The organism is Amnibacterium soli, from assembly GCF_039544415.1.
Taxonomy (GTDB): Bacteria; Actinomycetota; Actinomycetes; order Actinomycetales; family Microbacteriaceae; genus Amnibacterium; species Amnibacterium soli.
The window spans coordinates 277377-295160 of the sequence record NZ_BAABLP010000001.1; the positions used below are offsets into that span (position 1 = coordinate 277377).

Sequence of the window (17784 nt, forward strand, 5' to 3'; positions counted from 1 at the left end):
GGTCGGCAGCCGCCGCCCGGAGACGTGTCCGAAGCGGCGACCGCCGATCAGGCGATGCGGGTGCCCCGGGCGAGCCGGCGCGCCGGGGTGCGGACCGCGCGCACCGCGGCCAGCAGCGCCAGCACGGCCAGCACCAGGTGGATCGCGAGCCCCACGGTCCACGTGGGCACGGTGCTCGCCAGCACCGACTCCGGGCGGCGCTGGTCGTCGGTGTCGCGGCTCGGGTCGCAGTCGCTGTGGTAGCTGGTGCGCGCGATCGGCACCTGCACGCCGCGCTCCGCGACCTTCAGCGCGGCGAACGCGTCGACCGGGGAGCCCGTGCGGTCGAAGCGGCCGGGCACCGCGTCCGCGAGCACGACGTAGGGGTTCGCGGCGAGGATCGGCCAGAGCCGGTCGTAGCTCGGCACGTCGTACGTCTGGACCACGGGCGGGTCGCAGACGGGGCGCACGAGCTTCCCGTCCGCGTCGAAGGCCCCCTCCGAGTAGAAGACGGAGGTGTTCGTCACCTTGACCGGTGCGACGAGGCCGCCGAGCCCGAACGCCACGAGCGTGCCCAGCGAGAGCGCCGCGACGACGAGGTAGGTGGTCACCACCGAGAAGATCGGTCGCGAGATCACGGCGGAGAAGCCGACGCCGAGCGCGGCGATCACCCCGAGCTCGAGCACGGTGACGGCGAGGGCGGTGAGCAGCACCGCCGGGTCCGCCCCGCCGAACGCGGCGGCGATCAGGAGGAACGGCAGCGCGACGACGAGGAAGGCGAGCGCGGCGGTCCACGCCGCGAGGAACTTGCCGAGCACGAGCTGCCAGCCGCGGATCAGCGTCACCTGCGTCGTGGCGAGGGTGCCCGCGTCCCGGTCGCCGTTGATCGCGCCGCCCGACAGCGCCGGGGTGACGAGGGTGCCGAGCAGCAGCACGAAGAAGACGACGGCCGACACGGTCTGCGGTCCGCCGTCGCGGCCGAAGATGCCCGCGGTCGCGAGCAGCAGCAGCGTGACCGACAGCAGCAGCACCGCGGCGACGCCGAGCAGCACGTACCAGGCGGTGCTGCGGACGCGCTGCCGCAGCTCGAGGTCGACGACCGTGCCGACGGCGAGGACGGAGGACCTCATGCGCGGGACTCCTTGCTGAGCTCGAGGAAGGTGCGTTCCAGCTCGCCCGACGCGGGCGCGAAGGCGACGACGCGCACGCCGGCACCGATGAGCCGCGCGAGCAGGTCCGCCGCCTCCGCCTCGTCGCGCACGGGCACGAGGCGGCCGAGGTGGTCCTCGTCGAGGTCGGCGCGCCCCGCGAGCGCGGCGTCGAGGGCCGCCGGGTCCTCCGCCCGCACCCGCCACGTCCGCGGGCCCTCCCGCAGCGCCTCCAGCCGGTCCGGGTCGACGGTCGCGCCCTGCTGCACGTAGACGGCGTCGTCCGCCATCTCCTCCAGCTCGGCCAGCACGTGGCTCGAGACCAGCACGGTGCGCCCCTCGGCGGCGAGGGAGCGCACCAGCAGCCGCAGGTCGACCCGCGCCTCCGGGTCGAGGCCGCTCGCCGGCTCGTCGAGCAGCAGCACCGACGGGTCGTGCACGAGGGCGCGGGCGAGGCTCATCCGCTGCTTCTGGCCGCGCGAGAGCACGCGGGTCGGCCGGTCGGCGAGGTCGCCCAGGCCGACGAGCGCGATCAGCTCGTCCGCCCGGGCGGCGGCGCGCGGCTTCGGGAGTCCGTACAGGCGGCCCGTCAGCTCGAGCGTGGTCCGCGTGGTCAGCGACGCCCACGACCCGAGCACGTCCGGCATCCAGCCGATGATCGCGCGCGCGGCGACGGGGTCGCGGACGGGGTCGATCCCGCCGATGCGGATCGTGCCGGCGTCGGGCGCCAGCAGCGTCGCGAGCATCAGCAGCAGCGTCGTCTTGCCCGAGCCGTTGGGGCCGATCAGCCCGGTGACGCGGCCGGGGGAGGCGGAGAAGCGCATGTCCCGCACGGCGTGCGTCGATCCGAAGGACCGCCGCACCCCCTCGACGACGATGCCTGCAGGGTCCATGGGGGGACGGTAGCGACGGCGCGCGATCCGCCGCTTCCGTCTGCAGGGGGAACCCCGGGTCCCACTTCGGGGCGGGCGTCCCGTCGCGCGGTCCCCGTGGCGTCACGCGGTCCGCATGCCCACCGCGCGACGCCGCAGCGACCGCGCGACGTCGGGGGATGTGGGCGGAGCGAGGCGGGGCTGCGGCGCCTGGGAGGATTGCTGCCGTGGCAGCACCCGTGAACCCGCCGCGCGGCATGCGTGATCTCCTCCCGGCCGAGAAGGCGAAGCGCGAGCACGCGCTGTCGGTGATCCGCGCCGTGTACCGCAGCCACGGCTTCGACGAGATCGAGGCGCCCGCGCTCGAGGACTACGACCGCCTGCACGCCGGCCTCGGCGGCGACAACGAGAAGCTGTCGTTCAGCGTGCTGAAGCGCGGGCTCGGCCCGGAGCAGTGGCGGGAGGCGCAGGACGCGGCGGCGCTCGCCGACCTCGGCCTCCGCTACGACCTGACCGTGCCGCTCGCGCGCTTCTACGCGTCGAACCAGGCGGCGCTGCCCGCGGTGTTCCGGTCCGTGCAGATCGGGCCGGTCTGGCGCGCGGAGCGCCCGCAGAAGGGGCGGTACCGCCAGTTCATCCAGTGCGACATCGACGTGCTGGGGGAGCCGGGCGCGATCGCGGAGCTCGAACTGATCGGTGCGACCGCCGCCGCGCTCGACGCGCTCGGGATCGAGGGCACCTCGGTCCGCATCAACGACCGCCGGGTGCTGACCCGCCTGCTGACCACCTGGGGCGTCGCCGACGGTGCCGGCTCGCAGGCGCTCATCACGATCGACAAGCTCGACAAGATCGGCGTCGCGGGCGTCGTCACCGAGCTCGGCGAGCAGGGCGTCGACACCGCCGGTCTGCCCGAGGCGTTCGCGGAGCTCGCGACCGCCGGCTGGGACCTCGCGGTCGACCCGCCCGCCTGGCTCGACGTCGAGGCGTACGCGGACCTGCTCGCGCTGAAGGACGCGCTGCCCGGGGTCGAGCTCGTCTTCGACCCGACGCTCGTGCGCGGCATGGGCTACTACACGGGCACGATCTTCGAGATCGCGCACCCCTCCTCCACCTCGTCGCTCGGCGGCGGCGGGCGCTACGACGGGATGATCGGCCGCTTCCTCGGCCGCGACGTGCCCGCGGTGGGCTTCTCGATCGGGTTCGAGCGCATCGTCGACCTGCTACCGGACCGGCGGGCGGGCGCCTCCGCGACCGCGCTGCTGCACGACGCCGACGTGCCCGTCGCGGCGCTGCTGGCGGCGAAGCGGCAGGTGCAGGAGGACGGCGGTCGCGTCCGCCTCGAGCGCGCCCGCAAGAACCGCAAGGCGCAGCTCGACGCGCTGACCGCCGACGGCTTCACCCGCTTCGCGCTCGTGACCGCCGACGGCCTCGGCGACCTCCGCCCCCTCGGCTGACCCCTTTTCGTCTTTACGGAGATCTGGCGCAGCCAGATCTCCGTAAAGACGAAAGAACCGGATCAGCGGAGGAGGCGGGCCGGGGCGGAGCGCCGCCAGGAGGCGTCGAGCAGCTCCGCGATCTCGGCCCAGTCGGTGTCGGGGCCGTCGACGTCGAGGCCGAGCCAGCCGCGCGGGCCGAGGTAGGCGGGCACGAAGAAGCGCGGGTCCTGCAGCCGCGCGGGCCGCTCGTCGTCGTCGACGTGCACCACGACGGCGTGCGGGTGCATCACCTTGTCCGGGCCGCGCGTGCCGCTGCCGTAGACCGCGAACGCCGTCCGGCCGGGGATGGAGAACCACGGGCGGCCGTGGCTGATCCGCTCCTCCGCCTCCGCCTCCGGCAGCGCGAGCGCGAGGCCGCGGACCCGCTCGAGCAGCGGGTCGTCGGCGTCGAACATGATCGGGTGCGCCATGCGAGCGAGTGTGGCCGCCCGCGGCGCCCCTGACCAGACGCCTCCTGTTCGCACCGGGCGTCGAAAGGAGTGCTGCACGGCCTGAGTAGTCTTTCCGCATGGCTGCTATCGACACCATCGACGCCCGCGAGATCCTCGATTCCCGGGGCAACCCGACCGTCGAGGTCGAGGTCCTGCTCGAGGACGGCGTGGTCGCCCGCGCCGCCGTCCCCTCCGGCGCCTCCACCGGTGCCTTCGAGGCGTACGAGCTGCGCGACGGCGACAAGAAGCGCTACGGCGGCAAGGGCGTCGAGAAGGCCGTCGCGGCCGTCATCGACGAGCTCGGCCCGGCCGTGGAGGGCATCGACGCCGCCGATCAGCGCATCGTCGACGCGACCCTGATCGCGACCGACGGCTCCGACAACAAGTCGAACCTCGGCGCGAACGCGATCCTCGGCGTCAGCCTCGCCGTCGCGAAGGCCGCCGCCGCCTCCGCCGAGCTGCCGCTCTTCCGCTACATCGGCGGCCCCAACGCCCACGTGCTGCCCGTGCCGATGATGAACGTCATCAACGGCGGCTCGCACGCCGAGTCGAACGTCGACATCCAGGAGTTCATGATCCTGCCGGTCGGCGCGGAGTCGTTCCGGGACGCCCTCCGCTGGGGCACCGAGACGTACCACGTGCTCAAGGGCCTCATGAGCAAGCAGGGCCTCTCGACCGGCCTCGGCGACGAGGGCGGCTTCGCCCCGAACCTCCCGAGCAACCGCGCCGCGCTGGACCTGCTGATGGAGGCCATCCAGGCCGCCGGCTTCACGCCGGGCAAGGACATCGCGCTCGCGCTCGACGTCGCCTCCACCGAGTTCTTCGAGGGCGGCTCGTACACGTTCGAGGGCAGGAAGACGTCGGCCGCCGAGATGTCGGCCTACTACGCGGACCTCGTCGCGAACTACCCGCTGGTCTCCATCGAGGACCCGCTGGCGGAGGACGACTGGGAGGGCTGGGCGACGCTGACCGAGGAGATCGGCGGCAAGGTCCAGATCGTCGGCGACGACCTCTTCGTCACCAACCCGGAGCGGCTCGCGAAGGGCCTCTCGCTGAAGGCCGCGAACTCGATCCTGGTGAAGGTGAACCAGATCGGCACGCTCACCGAGACGCTCGACGCCGTCGCGCTCGCGCAGCGCAACGGCTACACGGCGATCCTGTCGCACCGCTCCGGCGAGACCGAGGACACGACCATCGCGGACCTCGCCGTCGCCACCGACGCCGGCCTGATCAAGACCGGCGCCCCGGCCCGCAGCGAGCGCGTCGCGAAGTACAACCAGCTGCTCCGCATCGAGGAGGAGCTGGGCGAGGCCGCCGTGTACCCGGGTCTCGCGGCCTTCCCGCGCTTCAGCGCCTGACCCGCGGATCGCATCACCCCGGCACGCCGGGCCGAGACCACCTCGGCCCGGCGTGCCGCTGCGTTCCCGCGGTGACCAGGATCAGGCGGGCTCGACCGCGAAGTCCGACTCCTGGAACGCCGTGACCGTCGGCAGCCAGCGCCGCGCCACGAACTCGCGGTGCAGCGGGTGGTCGTCGTACGCCTCGTACGCGGCGCGGTCGGCGAACTCCATCGACAGCGCGAGGGGCAGCTCGGCGCCCTCGTCGAGCACGCGGAGCACCTGGAACCCCTGCACCTCCGGGATCGCGGTGAGCGCCCGCGCTTCGGCCAGGAACGCCTGCTCGCCGCTCGACCCCGCCTCGAAGGGCAGGGTGAACGCGACGGTGTGACGGATGGCGGTCATGCGCACCACCTTCGCGGATCCGCAGTTCTTCCGCGACACGCGGGGCACAGGGCTCCCGGATCCGGCGTGTCGGCCCTTTTCTGCGGATCGGCGGACGATATGCGGATCCGCGCGCATGAGGCGCGCCCGCGGGGCCCGCTTCCCGGGCCGAATACACTCGCTGCTTCGGCGAGGGGTGGGCCCCGCCGGATGGACGCAGAGGGACGGACGATGAGCGGAGCCGCGGAGGACCTGCGACCGCCCGCGACGCGGGTGCGCATCCCCGGCGCGGCCATCGCAGCGCTGGTACTCCTCGTGCTCGGGGTGCTCTCGCTCGCGCCCGCGGTGAGCACCTACCTCGGGCAGCAGCGCGAGATCGCCGACGTCCAGGCGCGCATCGCGACCCAGAAGGCCGACCTGCAGCGCCTCGACGAGCAGCGCGCCCGCTGGGACGACCCCGCCTACGTGCGGGCGCAGGCGGGCAGCCGCCTCTTCTACGTGACGCCGGGCACCACGGCCTACCGCGTGATCCACGCGAAGGCCGGTACGTCCGGCGTCCCGACGCCCGCGACCACCGCGCAGCCCGACCGCACCCCCTGGACCGCGGCGCTGCTGCAGTCGCTCGTCGCCGCGGGCACGACCACCGAGCCCGCCCGATGACGCCCGCGACCGAGGCCGACCTCGCCGTCGTCTCCGCGCAGCTGGGCCGCCCCGTCCGCGACGTCCTCGGCATCGCGGCGCGCACGCTCGACGGCACCCCGGCCGTGGTCTCGACCGCGCCGCGGCTCGCGGACGGCACCCCGTTCCCGACCTTCTACTACCTGACCCACCCGGCGCTCGTCGCAGCGGTGTCCCGCCTCGAGGCGGACGGCCGCATGCGGGAGTGGTCCGCGCTCGTCGAGCAGCCGGACGGCGTGTGGGCCGAGCAGTACGCGGCGGCGCACACGGCCTACCTGGCGGACCGGGAGGCGGCGGGCGAGGTGCCCGAGATCGCGGGCTTCAGCGCGGGCGGCATGCCCTTGCGCGTGAAGTGCCTCCACGCCCTCGCCGGCCACGCGCTCGCCGCGGGCCCGGGCGTGAACCCGATCGGCGACCTCGCGCTCAGCGAGGCCGCTGAGGCGGAGGCGCCTGTGCGCGCGGCCATCGGTCGCTGGCCCGCCCCGGCAGCCCGGTAGCATCGCTCCCTGGCAATCCGACCACCTCGAAGGCCGACCGCCTCGATGGCCGGCCCTCTCGAAAGGAACTGACCGACTCGTGCCTCGCATCCTCATCGTCGGCGGCGGCTACGCCGGCTTCTACACCGCGTGGAAGCTGGAGAAGTGGCTCTCCGCCAAGGACGCCGAGATCGTCGTCGTCGACCCGCTGTCGTACCTGACGTACCAGCCGTTCCTGCCCGAGGTCGTGGGCGGCGCCGTCGAGGCCCGCCACGCGGTCGTCGACCAGCGCAAGCACCTCAAGCGCGCCCGCGTCATCACGGCGAAGGTCACGGGCATCGACCACGCCTCGAAGACCGTCGACATCACGCCCGAGGTCGGCGAGCCCTGGAAGATGACGTACGACCAGATCGTCGTCACCGCCGGCTCCGTCTCCCGCACCTTCCCGATCCCGGGGGTCGCCGACGAGGCGATCGGCCTGAAGACGATCGAGGAGGCCGTCGCGATCCGCGACCGCATCGTCCGCAACTTCGAGCTCGCGGCGAACCTGCCCGCCGGCCCGGCGCGCGACCGCCTGCTCACCTTCGTGGTGGTCGGCGGCGGCTTCGCCGGCATCGAGGTCTTCGGCGAGATGCGCTCGCTCGCGTCGGCGCTGCTGGCCCGCTACCCGCAGCTGACCTTCGAGGACACGCACTTCCACCTGATCGAGGCCATGGGCCGGATCATGCCCGAGGTGTCGCTGCCCACCTCCCAGTGGGTGCTGAAGAACTACGCCGAGCGCGGCGCGAACGTGCACCTCGACACCCAGCTGAAGGACGCGACGGGCGGCGTGATCCAGCTGTCGACCGGCGAGAGCTTCGAGTCGGACGTCATCGTGTGGACGGCGGGCGTCATGGCGTCCCCGATGCTGCGCAACACTGACCTGCCGACGGAGGAGCGCGGTCGCCTCCGCGTGAAGGCGGACCTGCGGGTCGTCACCGCCGAGGGCGAGATCGTGCCCGACGCCTGGGGCGCCGGCGACGTCTCCGCCGTGCCCGACCTCACGGGCAAGGGCGTCGGCGGCATGTGCGTGCCGAACGCGCAGCACGCGGTGCGCCAGGGCAAGCTGCTCGCGAAGAACATCGCCGCCAGCCTGCGCGGCGAGGGCGTCAAGGAGTACCGCCACGACAGCCTCGGCGCCGTCGCGGGCCTCGGCCTCTACGAGGGCGCGTTCCAGTCCGGCAGGATCGCGGTCAAGGGCTTCCCGGCGTGGGTCATGCACCGCGGCTACCACGGCCTCGCGATCCCGACGTGGGAGCGCAAGATCCGCGTCGTCGGCAACTGGGTCCTCAACTTCGTGCTCGGCCGCGACATGGTCCAGCTGATCGCCCGCGAGCAGCCGCGGGTCGCGTTCGAGACGTTCGCGTCCCGGCCCAAGCCGCCGGCCGCGGTCGTCCCGGACGCCGACCCGGCCGCGCCGAAGCGCGCGCCCCGGGCCCGGAAGAAGCCGGACGTCGAGCCGGAGCTGCCGGGCGCGAAGGGCGTCGAGGCGCCGGTGTACGCGAACCCGGCACCCGAGCCGGAACCGGCGAAGAACTAGCCCAGCCACATCCACGAGCGGCGTCGCTCTCCTCCACGGGGGGAGCGGCGCCGTTCGGCGTTCGGAGAGGACGACCCGAGGGCTCGGACCTGCGCGAACCACGCGCGCACGGGATCCGGGACCCGCACGGCCCCACCATGCAGACCGTCACCATCGACCACACCTCGCTGCTCATCGGCGACCGCATCGCGGGGGAGGTGCTGCGCTACGCCGCCCACCTGGACGCGACCCGCAGCGTCGACGACGTGACGATCCGCGCCATCGACCCCGACGGTCGGGAGGTGTCCTTCCTGCTGCCGCTCGGCGGCTGGGTGCCGCTCGTCGCGGAGCACTCCGATTCGACGCTGCCCGAGCCGCTGAACGAGGACGCGCTCGAGTACATCGAGGACCGCATGGCCGATTTCGCGCAGTACGCCGAGGTGCGGCCCGCCGAGCCGCAGCCCGCGGAGTAGCCGGCCGTCACCGAGCCGGTGGGCGCAGCACCGCCCCCCACACGACGTGGGAGTCGTTCCCGACGTCCTGGGTCGACGACCCCACCAGCGGCCGGGGGCGCAGCGCGATGCGGCTGACGCCGACCCGTGCCGACCCGATTCCGGTTCGACGGCTCGCGCGCGCCCGCGCTCGACCGGGCGTGGATCGAGGTGCTCGTCCGGTCCGCGGAGCGCCCGCGCGGCCTCGTCGTCATCGACGTCGGGGAGCCCCTGCCCTCAGGGACGGACGATCTCCGCCTCCGAGTCGTCCGGCAGCGGCTGCTCGGGCCTGCTGCGCACCCGCTGCAGGCTCTCCGCCGGCGACTCCCCGAACGCGTTGCGGTAGTGGGTCGAGAAGCGGCCGCCGTTCGAGTAGCCGAAGCGCCGGGCGATGTCCGCGACGGTGGTGCCGGCGTTCGCCTCGTCGATCAGCGCCTGCCGCGCCGCCTCCAGCCGCAGCATGCGCAGGTGCAGCAGCGGTGAGACGCCGAGCTGCCGCTGGAAGATCAGCTGGAGCCCGCGGACGGAGACGCCCGCCGCCTCCGCGACCTCCGGGATCGACACGGGGTCGGCGAGGTGCGCGCGGAGCTCCGCGAGCGCGCGACGCACCACCGCGCCGTCGCGGTCCGTGGCGTCCTCCGAGCGGTTCGTCAGCTCGAACGCCTCCACGATGACCGCTGTCAGGGTGTCGATCGTCTGCACGCGCACCAGGTCGCGGGCGTAGACCTCGGGCACGCCGAACACGGCGGAGGTGAGCAGGTGCCCGACCCGACGCAGATACTCCGCGAGCTCCGGGGACCGGGGTGTGATCCGCGGCGCATGCAGCTGGACGGCGTGCTTCGACACCCCGAGCAGGCGGGCGAGCGGCGCCGGCGGCAGGCTGAACAGCTCGAGATCGGCGCCGGACGTCTGCAGCTGCGCTCTCGCGTCGATCGGGACGAGCCCCAGGCCGCCTGCGGTCAGCGTCGTCTCGTGCTCGCCGTTCTGCAGCACCGCGGATCCGGTGCGGACGTGGACCACCACGAGCTCCGTCGACCTCCCGATGACGAGCCGCACGGCGTCGCCCCGCACCTCCACCCGCGACACGGAGATGCCGTCGTCGACGAGCGAGGTCTGCTTCCACGACAGGGCGTCACCGCGCATCGAGACCTCGGCCGAGCCGAGGACCGCACGGGCGGCCAGGGTCGCCGCGCTCGCGTCGGCGGCGGCGTAGGTGAAGCGGAGCAGGGCATCGACCACCCCCGGACCCTAGGGGGTGCTGCGCGAGAGTGCGCGGAAGGGGGAGGACGCCGGTCGGCGTCCTCCCCCTCACTGCGATCCGCGGGTCAGCGCCGCTCGGTGCCCGGCGTGGTGTCGCCGTCGGTCTCGATCTCCTCGTGGCGCACGTCCTCCGAGACCCGGCGGTTCTCGGTGACCTGCTCCGTGTCGAGGCGCACGCGCTCGACCGGCACGGTCTCCTTCTCGACGACGGGGCGCTCCTCGGTCAGGACGACCTCGTGCTCCTCGTCCGACAGGTCCGGGCCGCTCAGCGCGTCGCCGCGGTTCGCGTCGGTGATCGGCTCGCGCTGGAGGCGGACCTCCTCGTGCGAGACGGGGACGTCCACGGTCTGGCGCTCGGTGACGACGTGCTTGCGGAGGCGGACGCGGCCCGCCTCCTGGCGCTGGGTGCCGACGTTGAGGCGCTCCTCCGAGCGGGTCATCGCGTCGTCGGTCGTGGGACCGGAGGTGTCGTGACCGACCGTGGAGCGGTCCGTGTCGGTGCGGTCCGTGTCGGTGCGCTCGGTGCCGGTGAAGCCCGCGCCGCGGGTGCCGTCCGTGTCCGAGTAGCCGTCGCGGCGGTCCGTGTCGACGTCCGTGCCGAGGCCGGCGGTCGTGGTGCCGACGCCGGAGGCGGTGCCGCCGGAGCGGCCGTCGTAGTAGTCGAACAGGCTCTCCTGCTCGTCGTCGGACAGTGCGCCGTCGTCGTCGATGTTCGGCGCGCCCTTGATGGTGTCCTTGTCGTACTGCAGCGTGACGGTGTCACCGCGCAGGTCCGCGCCCTGCAGCGGGACGAAGGACTGCTTCGTGCCGAAGAGGCCGGTGTGCACGGTCACGAACAGCGGCTGGCGGCCGTCGTCGGAGACGTAGACCTGTCCGACCTTGCCGAGCTTGTCGCCGTCGCGGTCCACCGCGGTGGCGCTGTACAGGGTGTCGATGTCGTTGATGTCGACCATGCGAGATCTCCTCTTGTCGTACTGCTTCGGGCGACCGCACGGGGCGTCCGCCCGGCCTCGCCTGCACGCCGGGACGGCGGCAGGAGGGCTGGTCTGCTCGTCGACCGCTGTCCTGCGGCCGACGTCTGCATTCGTCCAGCGCCGCCGGAGCGCCCGCTAAACGCTCAATGAGTACGCGCTGGAGGTGCGCAAACGGTCCACGTCGTCTGGGCGTCACCCGCGCGCTCGCCGTCAGTAGGGAGGACGCGCACGGATCCGACACCCGCTCCTCAGTACGGTCACGGCCATGACAGATACGCACGACTCCGCAACGCCGGAGCGCCCCACGGCGGTCGCCGCCGGCGGCGACGCCCGGCTCTCCTCCCCGAGGACGGACCCGGGCGTCGAGCACGACCGCATGCTCCAGCGCGAGAAGGAGCAGTTCTCGGGCATGAAGCTCGGGGTCGGCTTCTTCGGCTGGCTCACCGCGACCGGGCTCACCGTGCTGCTGACCGCCCTCATCACCGGCATCACCGCGCTCACGGGCGTGCAGAACCAGGCCACCGGCGCCACCCTGAACGCGCTCGGCATCGGCGGCGGGATCGCGCTGCTCGTCGTGCTGCTCGTCTCCTACTTCGCCGGCGGCTACGTCGCCGGACGCATGGCCCGGTTCAGCGGCGTGAAGCAGGGCGTCGCCGTGTGGCTGTGGGCGATCATCATCGCCGTCGTGCTCGGCATCGTCGGTGCGATCGCGGGCTCGGCCAGCGGGGTCGCGAACCAGCTCGGCAGCGTCGCGCAGCTGCCGTTCTCAGGCTCGCAGATGACGCTCGCCGGCATCCTCAGCGCCCTCGCAGTGCTCGTGATCACCCTCATCGGCGCGATCCTCGGCGGCCTCGCCGGCATGCGCTACCACCGCAAGGTCGACCGTGCGGGGCTCGCCGCCGCCTAGTCCGCACCGAGCGTCAGCGCGGCGTCCGACCCCTCTCGGGCCGGGCGCCGCTGCACGTGGTCAGCGCGTCGCGGTCGCCTCCGCCACCCACCGCCGCCAGCGGTCCCAGGGGTCGGCACCGCCGGCCAGGACGTCGATGTGCCGCCGCAGGCGATCGCTCAGGTCGAACCACTCGCTCGTGCCCCCGCGCTCCTCCGCGAACTCCGCGTGCCGCCGCTGCTCGAGCCGGCGGTCGCCGCGCTCGAAGGCGAGCACCTCCTCGTGCCGGATCGCCGTGAACCGCTGCCGGGGGTTCCCGCTGGTGCCGATCTTCACGCGGTCGCGGAAGCGCACGTAGTAGACGACGTCGACGCGGGGCCGGGCGAGCTCGCCGTCGGGGTGCTCGCCGAGCGGCCACTCGCAGATCGCGCAGACCCAGCCGGCGGGCAGGCGGACGCCGAGCCGGGCGCCACAGAGCACACAGGGGGAGGGGAGCAGATCGGTGACGCCCTGCCCGGCGGCGTGCACCTCCGCCGCCAGCGCCAGGTGCGCGGCGCAGAGCGGCAGCACGTCCGGGCGCTCCGCGAGGGCGGTGCAGCCCGGGACGACGCAGGCGACGGGATCGGCGGAGGCGGGCATGAGCGGTCCGATGGTCGCTGGGGCCACCGACGCCGACGCCGCGGGTACGCAGACGCCCTCCGGTCGTCCGACCGTGCTGTCAGGATCCTGCGGTGCTGCTGCCCGCCGGTATCGCCCTGCTCGCCGCCGTCGCCGCGACGATCGCGGCCCTCGCCGAGGTGCTCGCGGCATCCCGTGCCCGCCGCCCGCTGCGCGGGCCGCACCTCGCCGCAGCGGCGACCGTCGCCGTCTTCGCGCTCGCGACGACCGCGCTGCTCGGCGTCTCCGCCACCGCATCGCCGGGCCGCCCCGCCCGGTACACGACGGCACCGCAGCCGGCCCTGCAGCCCGAGGCGCTGCTCGTGGTCGCCGGCGCGGTCGCGCTCGTCGGCGGGCTGATCCGAGCCGACCGCACCGCGCGGACCGCCGAGCGCGCCGGCGGCGAGGTCGCCCAGGCCGTGCGGGCGACGAACGTGGTCCTCGTGCTCGCGGGCGTCGGGCTCGTCGTGCTCGGCGTCGTCGCGCTCGCCGTCTGAGGTTCAGCGGGCGGGGCGGATCGTGAGGCGGGGGAGCAGCAGGCCGACCACCGGTCCGATGGCGAGCGCGAACACGATCGTGCCGATGCCGACGGAGCCGCCGAGCAGCCACCCCACCAGCAGCGCGGACAGCTCGATCGCGGCGCGGGCGAGGAACAGGGGGACGCCCCGGGCGGCGAGCCCGGTCATGATCCCGTCCCGCGCGCCGGGACCCCAGCCGGCGCCGATGTAGAGGCCGCTGCCGACGCCGGAGCCGACCACCGCGACGACGAGGTAGGCGACCTGCCAGCCGGGACCCGGAGGATCCGGCAGCACGACCAGCGCGGTGTCGATGACGACGCCGACGAGCAGCGCGTTGGCGAGGGTGCCGATGCCGAGCCGCTGCCGCAGCGGGATCCAGGCGAGCAGCAGCAGCAGGGAGGTGACGATGGTGACCGTGCCGATGCTCGCGCCCGTGCGGCGCGACCAGCCCTGCGCGAAGACGTCCCACGGGTCGAGCCCGAGGCCCGCCTTGATCAGCAGCGCGAGCGACGCGCCGAAGACCAGCAGCCCGGCCAGGAGGCGGACCGTGCGCTCCACGGGCCGGTCGCGCAGCGGACCCGTGCGCACCGCCCGTCCGCCCACGGCCTCATCCTGCCTCCGGACGCCCTGGAACTCCTCGAGAACCTTCTCCGCCTCGGCGTGTGACATCCGGCCCCGGTCCGGACATTCCGAGGTGTGACGGTGCTCCAGAGCGACGAGGACGACTGGTCGCGCGCCCGTGCGGCCGACGATCGCGCGTTCGGGAACCTCTTCGAGCGGCATCACCCGCGGGTGTTCCGCCACGCGCTGCGGCTCGTCGTGCTGCCGGCCGAGGCCGACGAGGTGATGGCCTCCGCGTTCCTCGAGCTGTGGCGGCGCCGGAACGACGTCCGCCTCGTCGACGGGTCCGTGCTGCCGTGGCTGCTCGTCACGGCCACGCACCTCAGTCGCAACCGCGTCCGCGGGATGGTCCGCTACCAGCGGGTGCTGTCGCGGCTGCCGCGGGAGGAGGCGGAGGACGCCGCGGACACCGCGACCGACTCCCTCGAACGCCTCGAGCTGCGGCGGCAGATCAGCGCCGCGCTGCGGCAGGTGTCCGCGATCGACGCGGCCCTCGTCACCCTCACCGTCCTCGACGGGCTCTCCACCGCCGAAGCGGGCGCCGCCGTCGGCCTCGCGCCCGGCGCCGCCCGGATGCGCCTCTCCCGGGCGCGCGGCCGGCTGCGCGCCCTGCTCGACGACGCCCACGAACCCGCCAGCCAGCCCCGACTCGTCAAGGGACCCGCCTCATGAGCCGCACCACCCCCGACCCCGTCTTCGCGGCGGCCGCCCGAGCCGAGCTGGAGCGGCGGGTGCGCGCGGCCCGTCCCGACGCGGGCGCGGTCGCCCTCTCGCTGCCGTTCCGCCCGCGGAAGACGTGGCGCACGGAGTTCGCCGCGATCGCCGGGGTGCTCGTCCTCGTCGCCGGTGCGGCCGCCGGGGTGCAGGCCCTGCGTCCCGCGCTCACGGGCGATCAGGCGCCCGCCGTCGTCGACACGCAGACCGCGGCCCCGCGCCCGTCCCTCGTGCCGACCGGCACCCCGACGCCTCCGCCCACCACCTCGGCGCCGCCGACCTCCGCACCTCCCGCGCCGACGACGAGGACGACCACGGCCCCGCCGACCGCGCCCCCGCCGACGAGCGCGCCTCCGGTCGCCCCCACCGAGTCCGCGACCACGCCTCCGACGCCTGCTTCGAGCAGCGGCCTGATCGGCGCGACCGGCGCACGGCAGCGGTCGGACGCCGAGCTGCGCGCGTGGGGCGCCTCCCTCGGCAACGGTGACATCTGGATCGAGCAGCTCGTGCTCGACACCCACTGCATGGCGGAGCACGGCTTCATCTACGACGCGCAGTTCGAGTACTCGGCGAGCCTCGCCGCCCAGCGCGCAGGGATGACGGACGCCCAGTACGCCGCGTACCAGGTGGCGATGGACGGTCCGCCGAGGAGCGGCCCGTACGACTGGCGCACCGCGGGCTGCCACGGGCTCTCCGTCCACGTGACCGGTCAGGACCACGCCAACTAGGACAGGCGCTTGACCTCAAGCGCTTGAACCCTGCTGTCATGGCCGCATGACGATGACCATCCAGGACGTGTCGCAGCGGAGCGGGCTCAGCGGCCCGACGCTGCGGTACTACGAGGAGGTCGGGCTGATCGGCCCGATCTCCCGCGACGAGCAGAGCGGGCACCGCCGCTACGGCGAGCAGGACCTCGATGCGCTGCAGGCGCTCGCGTGCCTCCGCGCCATGGGCGTCGGGATCGAGGACATGCGCACCTACCAGGCGAACCGGGCGCTCGGCAGGGCGGCGGCGGGCGAGCAGCGGGACCTGCTGCAGCGGCACGCCGTCCGCGTGCAGGAGGAGATCGAGACGCTCGCGGTGCACCTCGACTACCTGCGCGCGAAGGCCGCGCTGTGGGACGCGCGCGACCGGCAGGACGCCGCCGCCGAGGCGGCGGCGCAGCGGGGCGTGGACGCGGTCGTGCCGAAGCTCTGGGCGTCGATCCGATGAGCGCCGTGCTGGTCACGGGCGCGTCCGGCTACCTCGCCACGCATCTGATCGCGGACCTGCTGCGGTCGGGCAGCGAGGTGCGCGGCACCGTCCGGTCGCTCGACAGCGAGGCGGAGGTGCGCGCGGCCGTGCGCCGCGGCGGGGCCGACGACGCCGGGCTGGAGCTGGTGGTCGCGAGCCTCACCGAGGACGACGGGTGGGCGCGCGCCGCCGTCGGCGTCGAGGAGGTCCACCACGTGGCGTCGCCGATGATCCAGACGACGGACCCCGACGAGGTCGTGGTGCCCGCGCGCGACGGCACGCTGCGGGTGCTCCGCGCCGCGCGCGACGCCGGTGCGCGGCGGGTGGTCCTCACCTCCTCCTTCGCCGCGGTCGGCTACTCGCCGAAGCCGGTGCGCGACTACGACGAGCGGGACTGGACCGACCCGTCGACGCCCGGGCTGCCCGCCTACCCGCTGTCGAAGGCGGTCGCCGAGCGCGCCGCGTGGGACTTCATCGAGCAGGAGGGCGGCGGCACCGAGCTCGTCGCGCTCAACCCGACCTGGATCGCCGGGCCGACCCTGACGACCGCCGCCCGGTCGTCGTTGCAGCTGTTCATCGCGATGCTCGACGGCACCATGACCGCCGTGCCCCGGCAGCGCTTCGGCATCGCCGACGTGCGGGACGTCGCCGCGCTGCACGTCGCGGCGATGGCCGTGCCGGAGGCGGCCGGCAAGCGCTACCTGGCGCTCGCCGACGGGCCCACGACGACGTTCCTCGGCGTCGCGCAGGTGCTCCGGGAGCGCCTGGGCGCGCTCGCGGCGCGGGTGCCCGTGCAGGAGGCGCCCGGCGACGAGCCGGCGCCGCTCGTGATCCACAACGACCGGGCGAAGCGCGAGCTCGGCTTCCGCCCGCGGCCCGCGGCGGAGACGATCGTCGAGACGGCGGAGCGCCTCCGCGACCTCGGCATGCTCGCCCCGCAGGGCTGACCCTCCAGCGGCGACTCCACCTGCTGCGGACGGCTCCACCCGCTGCAGCAGGTGGAGCCGTCCGCTGGAAGTGGAGGAGCGGGGACGCGGTCAGCGCGACGCGCGGTCGCGATGGAGTCGGATCAGGAGCCGCGCCGCGATCAGGGCTGCAGCGGTGACGCCGAGCCAGACGGCCACGCCGGCGCTGCCGGGCGTGAGCGGCCACCCGAGCACGTTCCAGGCCCGGGTCCCGCCGGTCGAGGAGATCGCGCCGGTCCACGGCGCGAGGAGCACCGAGGTCAGCAGCGCCGTGCCCAGGAGCACGACCGCGTCGGCACGTCCGCGGTGCTCAGTGCTGCGGGCCACCGGACCCGAAGCCCCCGGTCCCGCTGCGCACGGCCTGCTGGTGCGCCTGCAGCGCCGGGTCCTCCCGCGGCGACGACGAGCGGAGGCCCCAGCGCCGGTGGACCAGCACCTCGATCAGCACGCCGACGGCGAAGACGACGACGACCATGGCGCCGCCGCCGATGGCGAGGCTCAGGAGATCCATCCGCACTGACTACTCCTGACGCGGAGGGGCGGCAAGACCCCGTCCGTGATCGAAGGGGAAGCGGTCAGTCCCAGCCGCCGTCGTCGCCCGAGCCGCCGTCATCGTTCCGGTACACCGCGTCGTGCGCGCTGACGCTCGCGGGGCGGCGCCGGAGGCCGGCGACGAATGCGGCGAGACGGCCGCGGACGGGCGTCACGACGGGCGCCGCGATCGGCGACGGTGCCGGAGCGGTGCTCGTGAAGGGGAGGCGGAGGGGCGCGCCGTGTCCCGCTGCGACAGGCGACTGCCTGCGGGGCGCGAAGGTCGTCATGGCGCGAGCATAGATTTCTGTGCGGGCACTGAGCCGCGCCTCGCCGGGCCGCGGCGAATTGGTTCGACCTGTGATCGAGGGTCCAGGATCCGCAGCGGATCCGGGTCCGTCGTGCGCGATCGGAATCCGCTCCGGCATGCGACGCAGGAGGCCGTGCGCGCATCGCCGACCTGCATCCCGCGGGATCAGAGGGATCGCCCCGGGTTCCCGGGGCATGTACCTGCAACGAGGGTCAACGCGATGTGCCACGCCGAGACATTGGCGCGTCTTCGGTCCCGATGGCGT

General features: G+C 74.1%; 23 protein-coding genes and 1 pseudogene. 13 read left to right on the forward strand and 11 right to left on the reverse strand.

Annotated elements, in window-relative coordinates:
- Nucleotides 1-47: 47 nt before the first annotated feature.
- A complete protein-coding gene (locus tag ABEA53_RS01325; RefSeq protein ID WP_345479107.1) occupies nucleotides 48-1109 on the reverse strand; it encodes an ABC transporter permease in 1062 nt (353 codons plus the stop codon).
- Nucleotides 1106-2020, reverse strand: coding sequence for an ABC transporter ATP-binding protein (locus ABEA53_RS01330; RefSeq protein WP_345479108.1), 915 nt, complete (start codon nucleotides 2018-2020; stop codon nucleotides 1106-1108). Before ABEA53_RS01330 ends, ABEA53_RS01325 begins: the two co-directional genes overlap by 4 nt.
- A gap of 206 nt (nucleotides 2021-2226) precedes the next feature.
- Here ABEA53_RS01330 and hisS point away from each other — a divergent pair, with 206 nt between their 5' ends.
- Nucleotides 2227-3453 carry a histidine--tRNA ligase gene (gene hisS, locus ABEA53_RS01335; RefSeq protein ID WP_345479109.1) on the forward strand — a complete coding sequence of 409 codons (1227 nt, stop codon included), beginning with the start codon at nucleotides 2227-2229 and terminating at the stop codon, nucleotides 3451-3453.
- Between the two features lie 62 nt (nucleotides 3454-3515).
- Here the strand turns inward: hisS and ABEA53_RS01340 are convergent, their stop codons facing one another.
- Nucleotides 3516-3905, reverse strand: coding sequence for an MmcQ/YjbR family DNA-binding protein (locus ABEA53_RS01340; RefSeq protein ID WP_345479110.1), 390 nt, complete (start codon nucleotides 3903-3905; stop codon nucleotides 3516-3518).
- Nucleotides 3906-4003: 98 nt separating this feature from the next.
- Here ABEA53_RS01340 and eno point away from each other — a divergent pair, with 98 nt between their 5' ends.
- Complete coding sequence (eno, locus tag ABEA53_RS01345; protein ID WP_345479111.1) at nucleotides 4004-5284, forward strand: phosphopyruvate hydratase; 1281 nt, start codon at nucleotides 4004-4006, stop codon at nucleotides 5282-5284.
- A gap of 81 nt (nucleotides 5285-5365) precedes the next feature.
- Here eno and ABEA53_RS01350 read toward each other — a convergent pair whose 3' ends face one another.
- Complete coding sequence (locus tag ABEA53_RS01350) at nucleotides 5366-5668, reverse strand: Dabb family protein (RefSeq protein WP_345479113.1); 303 nt, start codon at nucleotides 5666-5668, stop codon at nucleotides 5366-5368.
- A 210-nt stretch (nucleotides 5669-5878) separates the two neighbouring features.
- Between ABEA53_RS01350 and ABEA53_RS01355 the strand changes: the two genes are divergently transcribed.
- From ABEA53_RS01355 to ABEA53_RS16970, 5 genes and pseudogenes are all read left to right on the forward strand, one after another.
- A complete protein-coding gene (locus ABEA53_RS01355) occupies nucleotides 5879-6307 on the forward strand; it encodes a septum formation initiator family protein (RefSeq protein ID WP_345479114.1) in 429 nt (142 codons plus the stop codon).
- Complete coding sequence (locus ABEA53_RS01360) at nucleotides 6304-6822, forward strand: DUF501 domain-containing protein (protein ID WP_345479115.1); 519 nt, start codon at nucleotides 6304-6306, stop codon at nucleotides 6820-6822. Before ABEA53_RS01355 ends, ABEA53_RS01360 begins: the two co-directional genes overlap by 4 nt.
- A gap of 79 nt (nucleotides 6823-6901) precedes the next feature.
- Nucleotides 6902-8380 carry an NAD(P)/FAD-dependent oxidoreductase gene (locus ABEA53_RS01365; RefSeq protein ID WP_345479117.1) on the forward strand — a complete coding sequence of 493 codons (1479 nt, stop codon included), beginning with the start codon at nucleotides 6902-6904 and terminating at the stop codon, nucleotides 8378-8380.
- Nucleotides 8381-8517: 137 nt separating this feature from the next.
- On the forward strand, nucleotides 8518-8832 hold the full coding sequence (locus tag ABEA53_RS01370) for a hypothetical protein (RefSeq protein ID WP_345479118.1): 315 nt from the start codon (nucleotides 8518-8520) through the stop codon (nucleotides 8830-8832).
- A gap of 126 nt (nucleotides 8833-8958) precedes the next feature.
- Nucleotides 8959-9054 (forward strand): annotated as a pseudogene (locus ABEA53_RS16970) (DUF7882 family protein); the annotation flags it as partial.
- A 33-nt stretch (nucleotides 9055-9087) separates the two neighbouring features.
- Here the strand turns inward: ABEA53_RS16970 and ABEA53_RS01375 are convergent.
- Nucleotides 9088-10089: a helix-turn-helix domain-containing protein gene (locus tag ABEA53_RS01375; protein ID WP_345479120.1), complete on the reverse strand. Its 1002-nt coding sequence runs from the start codon at nucleotides 10087-10089 to the stop codon at nucleotides 9088-9090.
- Nucleotides 10090-10175: 86 nt separating this feature from the next.
- Complete coding sequence (locus tag ABEA53_RS01380; protein WP_345479121.1) at nucleotides 10176-11063, reverse strand: DUF2382 domain-containing protein; 888 nt, start codon at nucleotides 11061-11063, stop codon at nucleotides 10176-10178.
- 286 nt (nucleotides 11064-11349) lie between these two features.
- Here ABEA53_RS01380 and ABEA53_RS01385 point away from each other — a divergent pair, with 286 nt between their 5' ends.
- Nucleotides 11350-11991, forward strand: a complete 642-nt coding sequence (locus ABEA53_RS01385) for a hypothetical protein (protein ID WP_345479122.1) — start codon at nucleotides 11350-11352, stop codon at nucleotides 11989-11991.
- Nucleotides 11992-12051: 60 nt separating this feature from the next.
- On the opposite strand, the gene ABEA53_RS01390 is transcribed toward ABEA53_RS01385, so the two are convergent.
- A complete protein-coding gene (locus ABEA53_RS01390) occupies nucleotides 12052-12609 on the reverse strand; it encodes a GIY-YIG nuclease family protein (RefSeq protein WP_345479124.1) in 558 nt (185 codons plus the stop codon).
- A gap of 92 nt (nucleotides 12610-12701) precedes the next feature.
- Between ABEA53_RS01390 and ABEA53_RS01395 the strand changes: the two genes are divergently transcribed.
- Entirely contained in the window at nucleotides 12702-13124 is a 423-nt protein-coding gene (locus ABEA53_RS01395) for a hypothetical protein (RefSeq protein ID WP_345479125.1), read from the forward strand.
- Between the two features lie 3 nt (nucleotides 13125-13127).
- Here ABEA53_RS01395 and yczE read toward each other — a convergent pair whose 3' ends face one another.
- Nucleotides 13128-13748, reverse strand: coding sequence for a membrane protein YczE (yczE, locus tag ABEA53_RS01400; RefSeq protein WP_345479126.1), 621 nt, complete (start codon nucleotides 13746-13748; stop codon nucleotides 13128-13130).
- 93 nt (nucleotides 13749-13841) lie between these two features.
- Here yczE and ABEA53_RS01405 point away from each other — a divergent pair, with 93 nt between their 5' ends.
- The 4 genes from ABEA53_RS01405 to ABEA53_RS01420 are packed head-to-tail and all read left to right on the forward strand — an operon-like array spanning nucleotide 13842 to nucleotide 16660.
- On the forward strand, nucleotides 13842-14438 hold the full coding sequence (locus tag ABEA53_RS01405) for an RNA polymerase sigma factor (protein WP_345479127.1): 597 nt from the start codon (nucleotides 13842-13844) through the stop codon (nucleotides 14436-14438).
- On the forward strand, nucleotides 14435-15208 hold the full coding sequence (locus tag ABEA53_RS01410; RefSeq protein WP_345479128.1) for a hypothetical protein: 774 nt from the start codon (nucleotides 14435-14437) through the stop codon (nucleotides 15206-15208). The genes ABEA53_RS01405 and ABEA53_RS01410 overlap by 4 nt, the downstream gene beginning before the upstream one ends.
- A gap of 46 nt (nucleotides 15209-15254) precedes the next feature.
- The gene (locus ABEA53_RS01415; protein WP_345479129.1) at nucleotides 15255-15692 is read left to right on the forward strand and encodes a MerR family transcriptional regulator; all 438 of its coding nucleotides are present in this window, start codon (nucleotides 15255-15257) and stop codon (nucleotides 15690-15692) included.
- On the forward strand, nucleotides 15689-16660 hold the full coding sequence (locus tag ABEA53_RS01420) for an NAD-dependent epimerase/dehydratase family protein (protein WP_345479130.1): 972 nt from the start codon (nucleotides 15689-15691) through the stop codon (nucleotides 16658-16660). The genes ABEA53_RS01415 and ABEA53_RS01420 overlap by 4 nt, the downstream gene beginning before the upstream one ends.
- Before the next feature lie 90 nt (nucleotides 16661-16750).
- Here ABEA53_RS01420 and ABEA53_RS01425 read toward each other — a convergent pair whose 3' ends face one another.
- The 3 genes from ABEA53_RS01425 to ABEA53_RS01435 are packed head-to-tail and all read right to left on the reverse strand — an operon-like array spanning nucleotide 16751 to nucleotide 17499.
- Nucleotides 16751-17005, reverse strand: a complete 255-nt coding sequence (locus ABEA53_RS01425; RefSeq protein WP_345479131.1) for a hypothetical protein — start codon at nucleotides 17003-17005, stop codon at nucleotides 16751-16753.
- Nucleotides 16989-17195: a hypothetical protein gene (locus ABEA53_RS01430; protein ID WP_345479132.1), complete on the reverse strand. Its 207-nt coding sequence runs from the start codon at nucleotides 17193-17195 to the stop codon at nucleotides 16989-16991. Before ABEA53_RS01430 ends, ABEA53_RS01425 begins: the two co-directional genes overlap by 17 nt.
- A 58-nt stretch (nucleotides 17196-17253) precedes the next feature.
- Nucleotides 17254-17499: a hypothetical protein gene (locus ABEA53_RS01435; RefSeq protein WP_345479133.1), complete on the reverse strand. Its 246-nt coding sequence runs from the start codon at nucleotides 17497-17499 to the stop codon at nucleotides 17254-17256.
- Between the last annotated feature and the right edge of the window lie 285 nt (nucleotides 17500-17784).

Bases quoted from the DNA above. Each gene is read 5' to 3' on its own strand.
- ABEA53_RS01410 (WP_345479128.1), top strand. From the start codon at position 14,435: ATGAGCCGCACCACCCCCGACCCCGTCTTCGCGGCGGCCGCCCGAGCC.
- ABEA53_RS01415 (WP_345479129.1), top strand. From the start codon at position 15,255: ATGACGATGACCATCCAGGACGTGTCGCAGCGGAGCGGGCTCAGCGGC.
- ABEA53_RS01390 (WP_345479124.1), bottom strand. From the start codon at position 12,609: ATGCCCGCCTCCGCCGATCCCGTCGCCTGCGTCGTCCCGGGCTGCACC.
- ABEA53_RS01435 (WP_345479133.1), bottom strand. From the start codon at position 17,499: ATGACGACCTTCGCGCCCCGCAGGCAGTCGCCTGTCGCAGCGGGACAC.
- ABEA53_RS01355 (WP_345479114.1), top strand. From the start codon at position 5,879: ATGAGCGGAGCCGCGGAGGACCTGCGACCGCCCGCGACGCGGGTGCGC.
- ABEA53_RS01420 (WP_345479130.1), top strand. From the start codon at position 15,689: ATGAGCGCCGTGCTGGTCACGGGCGCGTCCGGCTACCTCGCCACGCAT.
- ABEA53_RS01350 (WP_345479113.1), bottom strand. From the start codon at position 5,668: ATGACCGCCATCCGTCACACCGTCGCGTTCACCCTGCCCTTCGAGGCG.
- eno (WP_345479111.1), top strand. From the start codon at position 4,004: ATGGCTGCTATCGACACCATCGACGCCCGCGAGATCCTCGATTCCCGG.
- ABEA53_RS01330 (WP_345479108.1), bottom strand. From the start codon at position 2,020: ATGGACCCTGCAGGCATCGTCGTCGAGGGGGTGCGGCGGTCCTTCGGA.
- ABEA53_RS01370 (WP_345479118.1), top strand. From the start codon at position 8,518: ATGCAGACCGTCACCATCGACCACACCTCGCTGCTCATCGGCGACCGC.
- ABEA53_RS01340 (WP_345479110.1), bottom strand. From the start codon at position 3,905: ATGGCGCACCCGATCATGTTCGACGCCGACGACCCGCTGCTCGAGCGG.
- ABEA53_RS01380 (WP_345479121.1), bottom strand. From the start codon at position 11,063: ATGGTCGACATCAACGACATCGACACCCTGTACAGCGCCACCGCGGTG.
- ABEA53_RS01385 (WP_345479122.1), top strand. From the start codon at position 11,350: ATGACAGATACGCACGACTCCGCAACGCCGGAGCGCCCCACGGCGGTC.
- ABEA53_RS01360 (WP_345479115.1), top strand. From the start codon at position 6,304: ATGACGCCCGCGACCGAGGCCGACCTCGCCGTCGTCTCCGCGCAGCTG.
- ABEA53_RS01325 (WP_345479107.1), bottom strand. From the start codon at position 1,109: ATGAGGTCCTCCGTCCTCGCCGTCGGCACGGTCGTCGACCTCGAGCTG.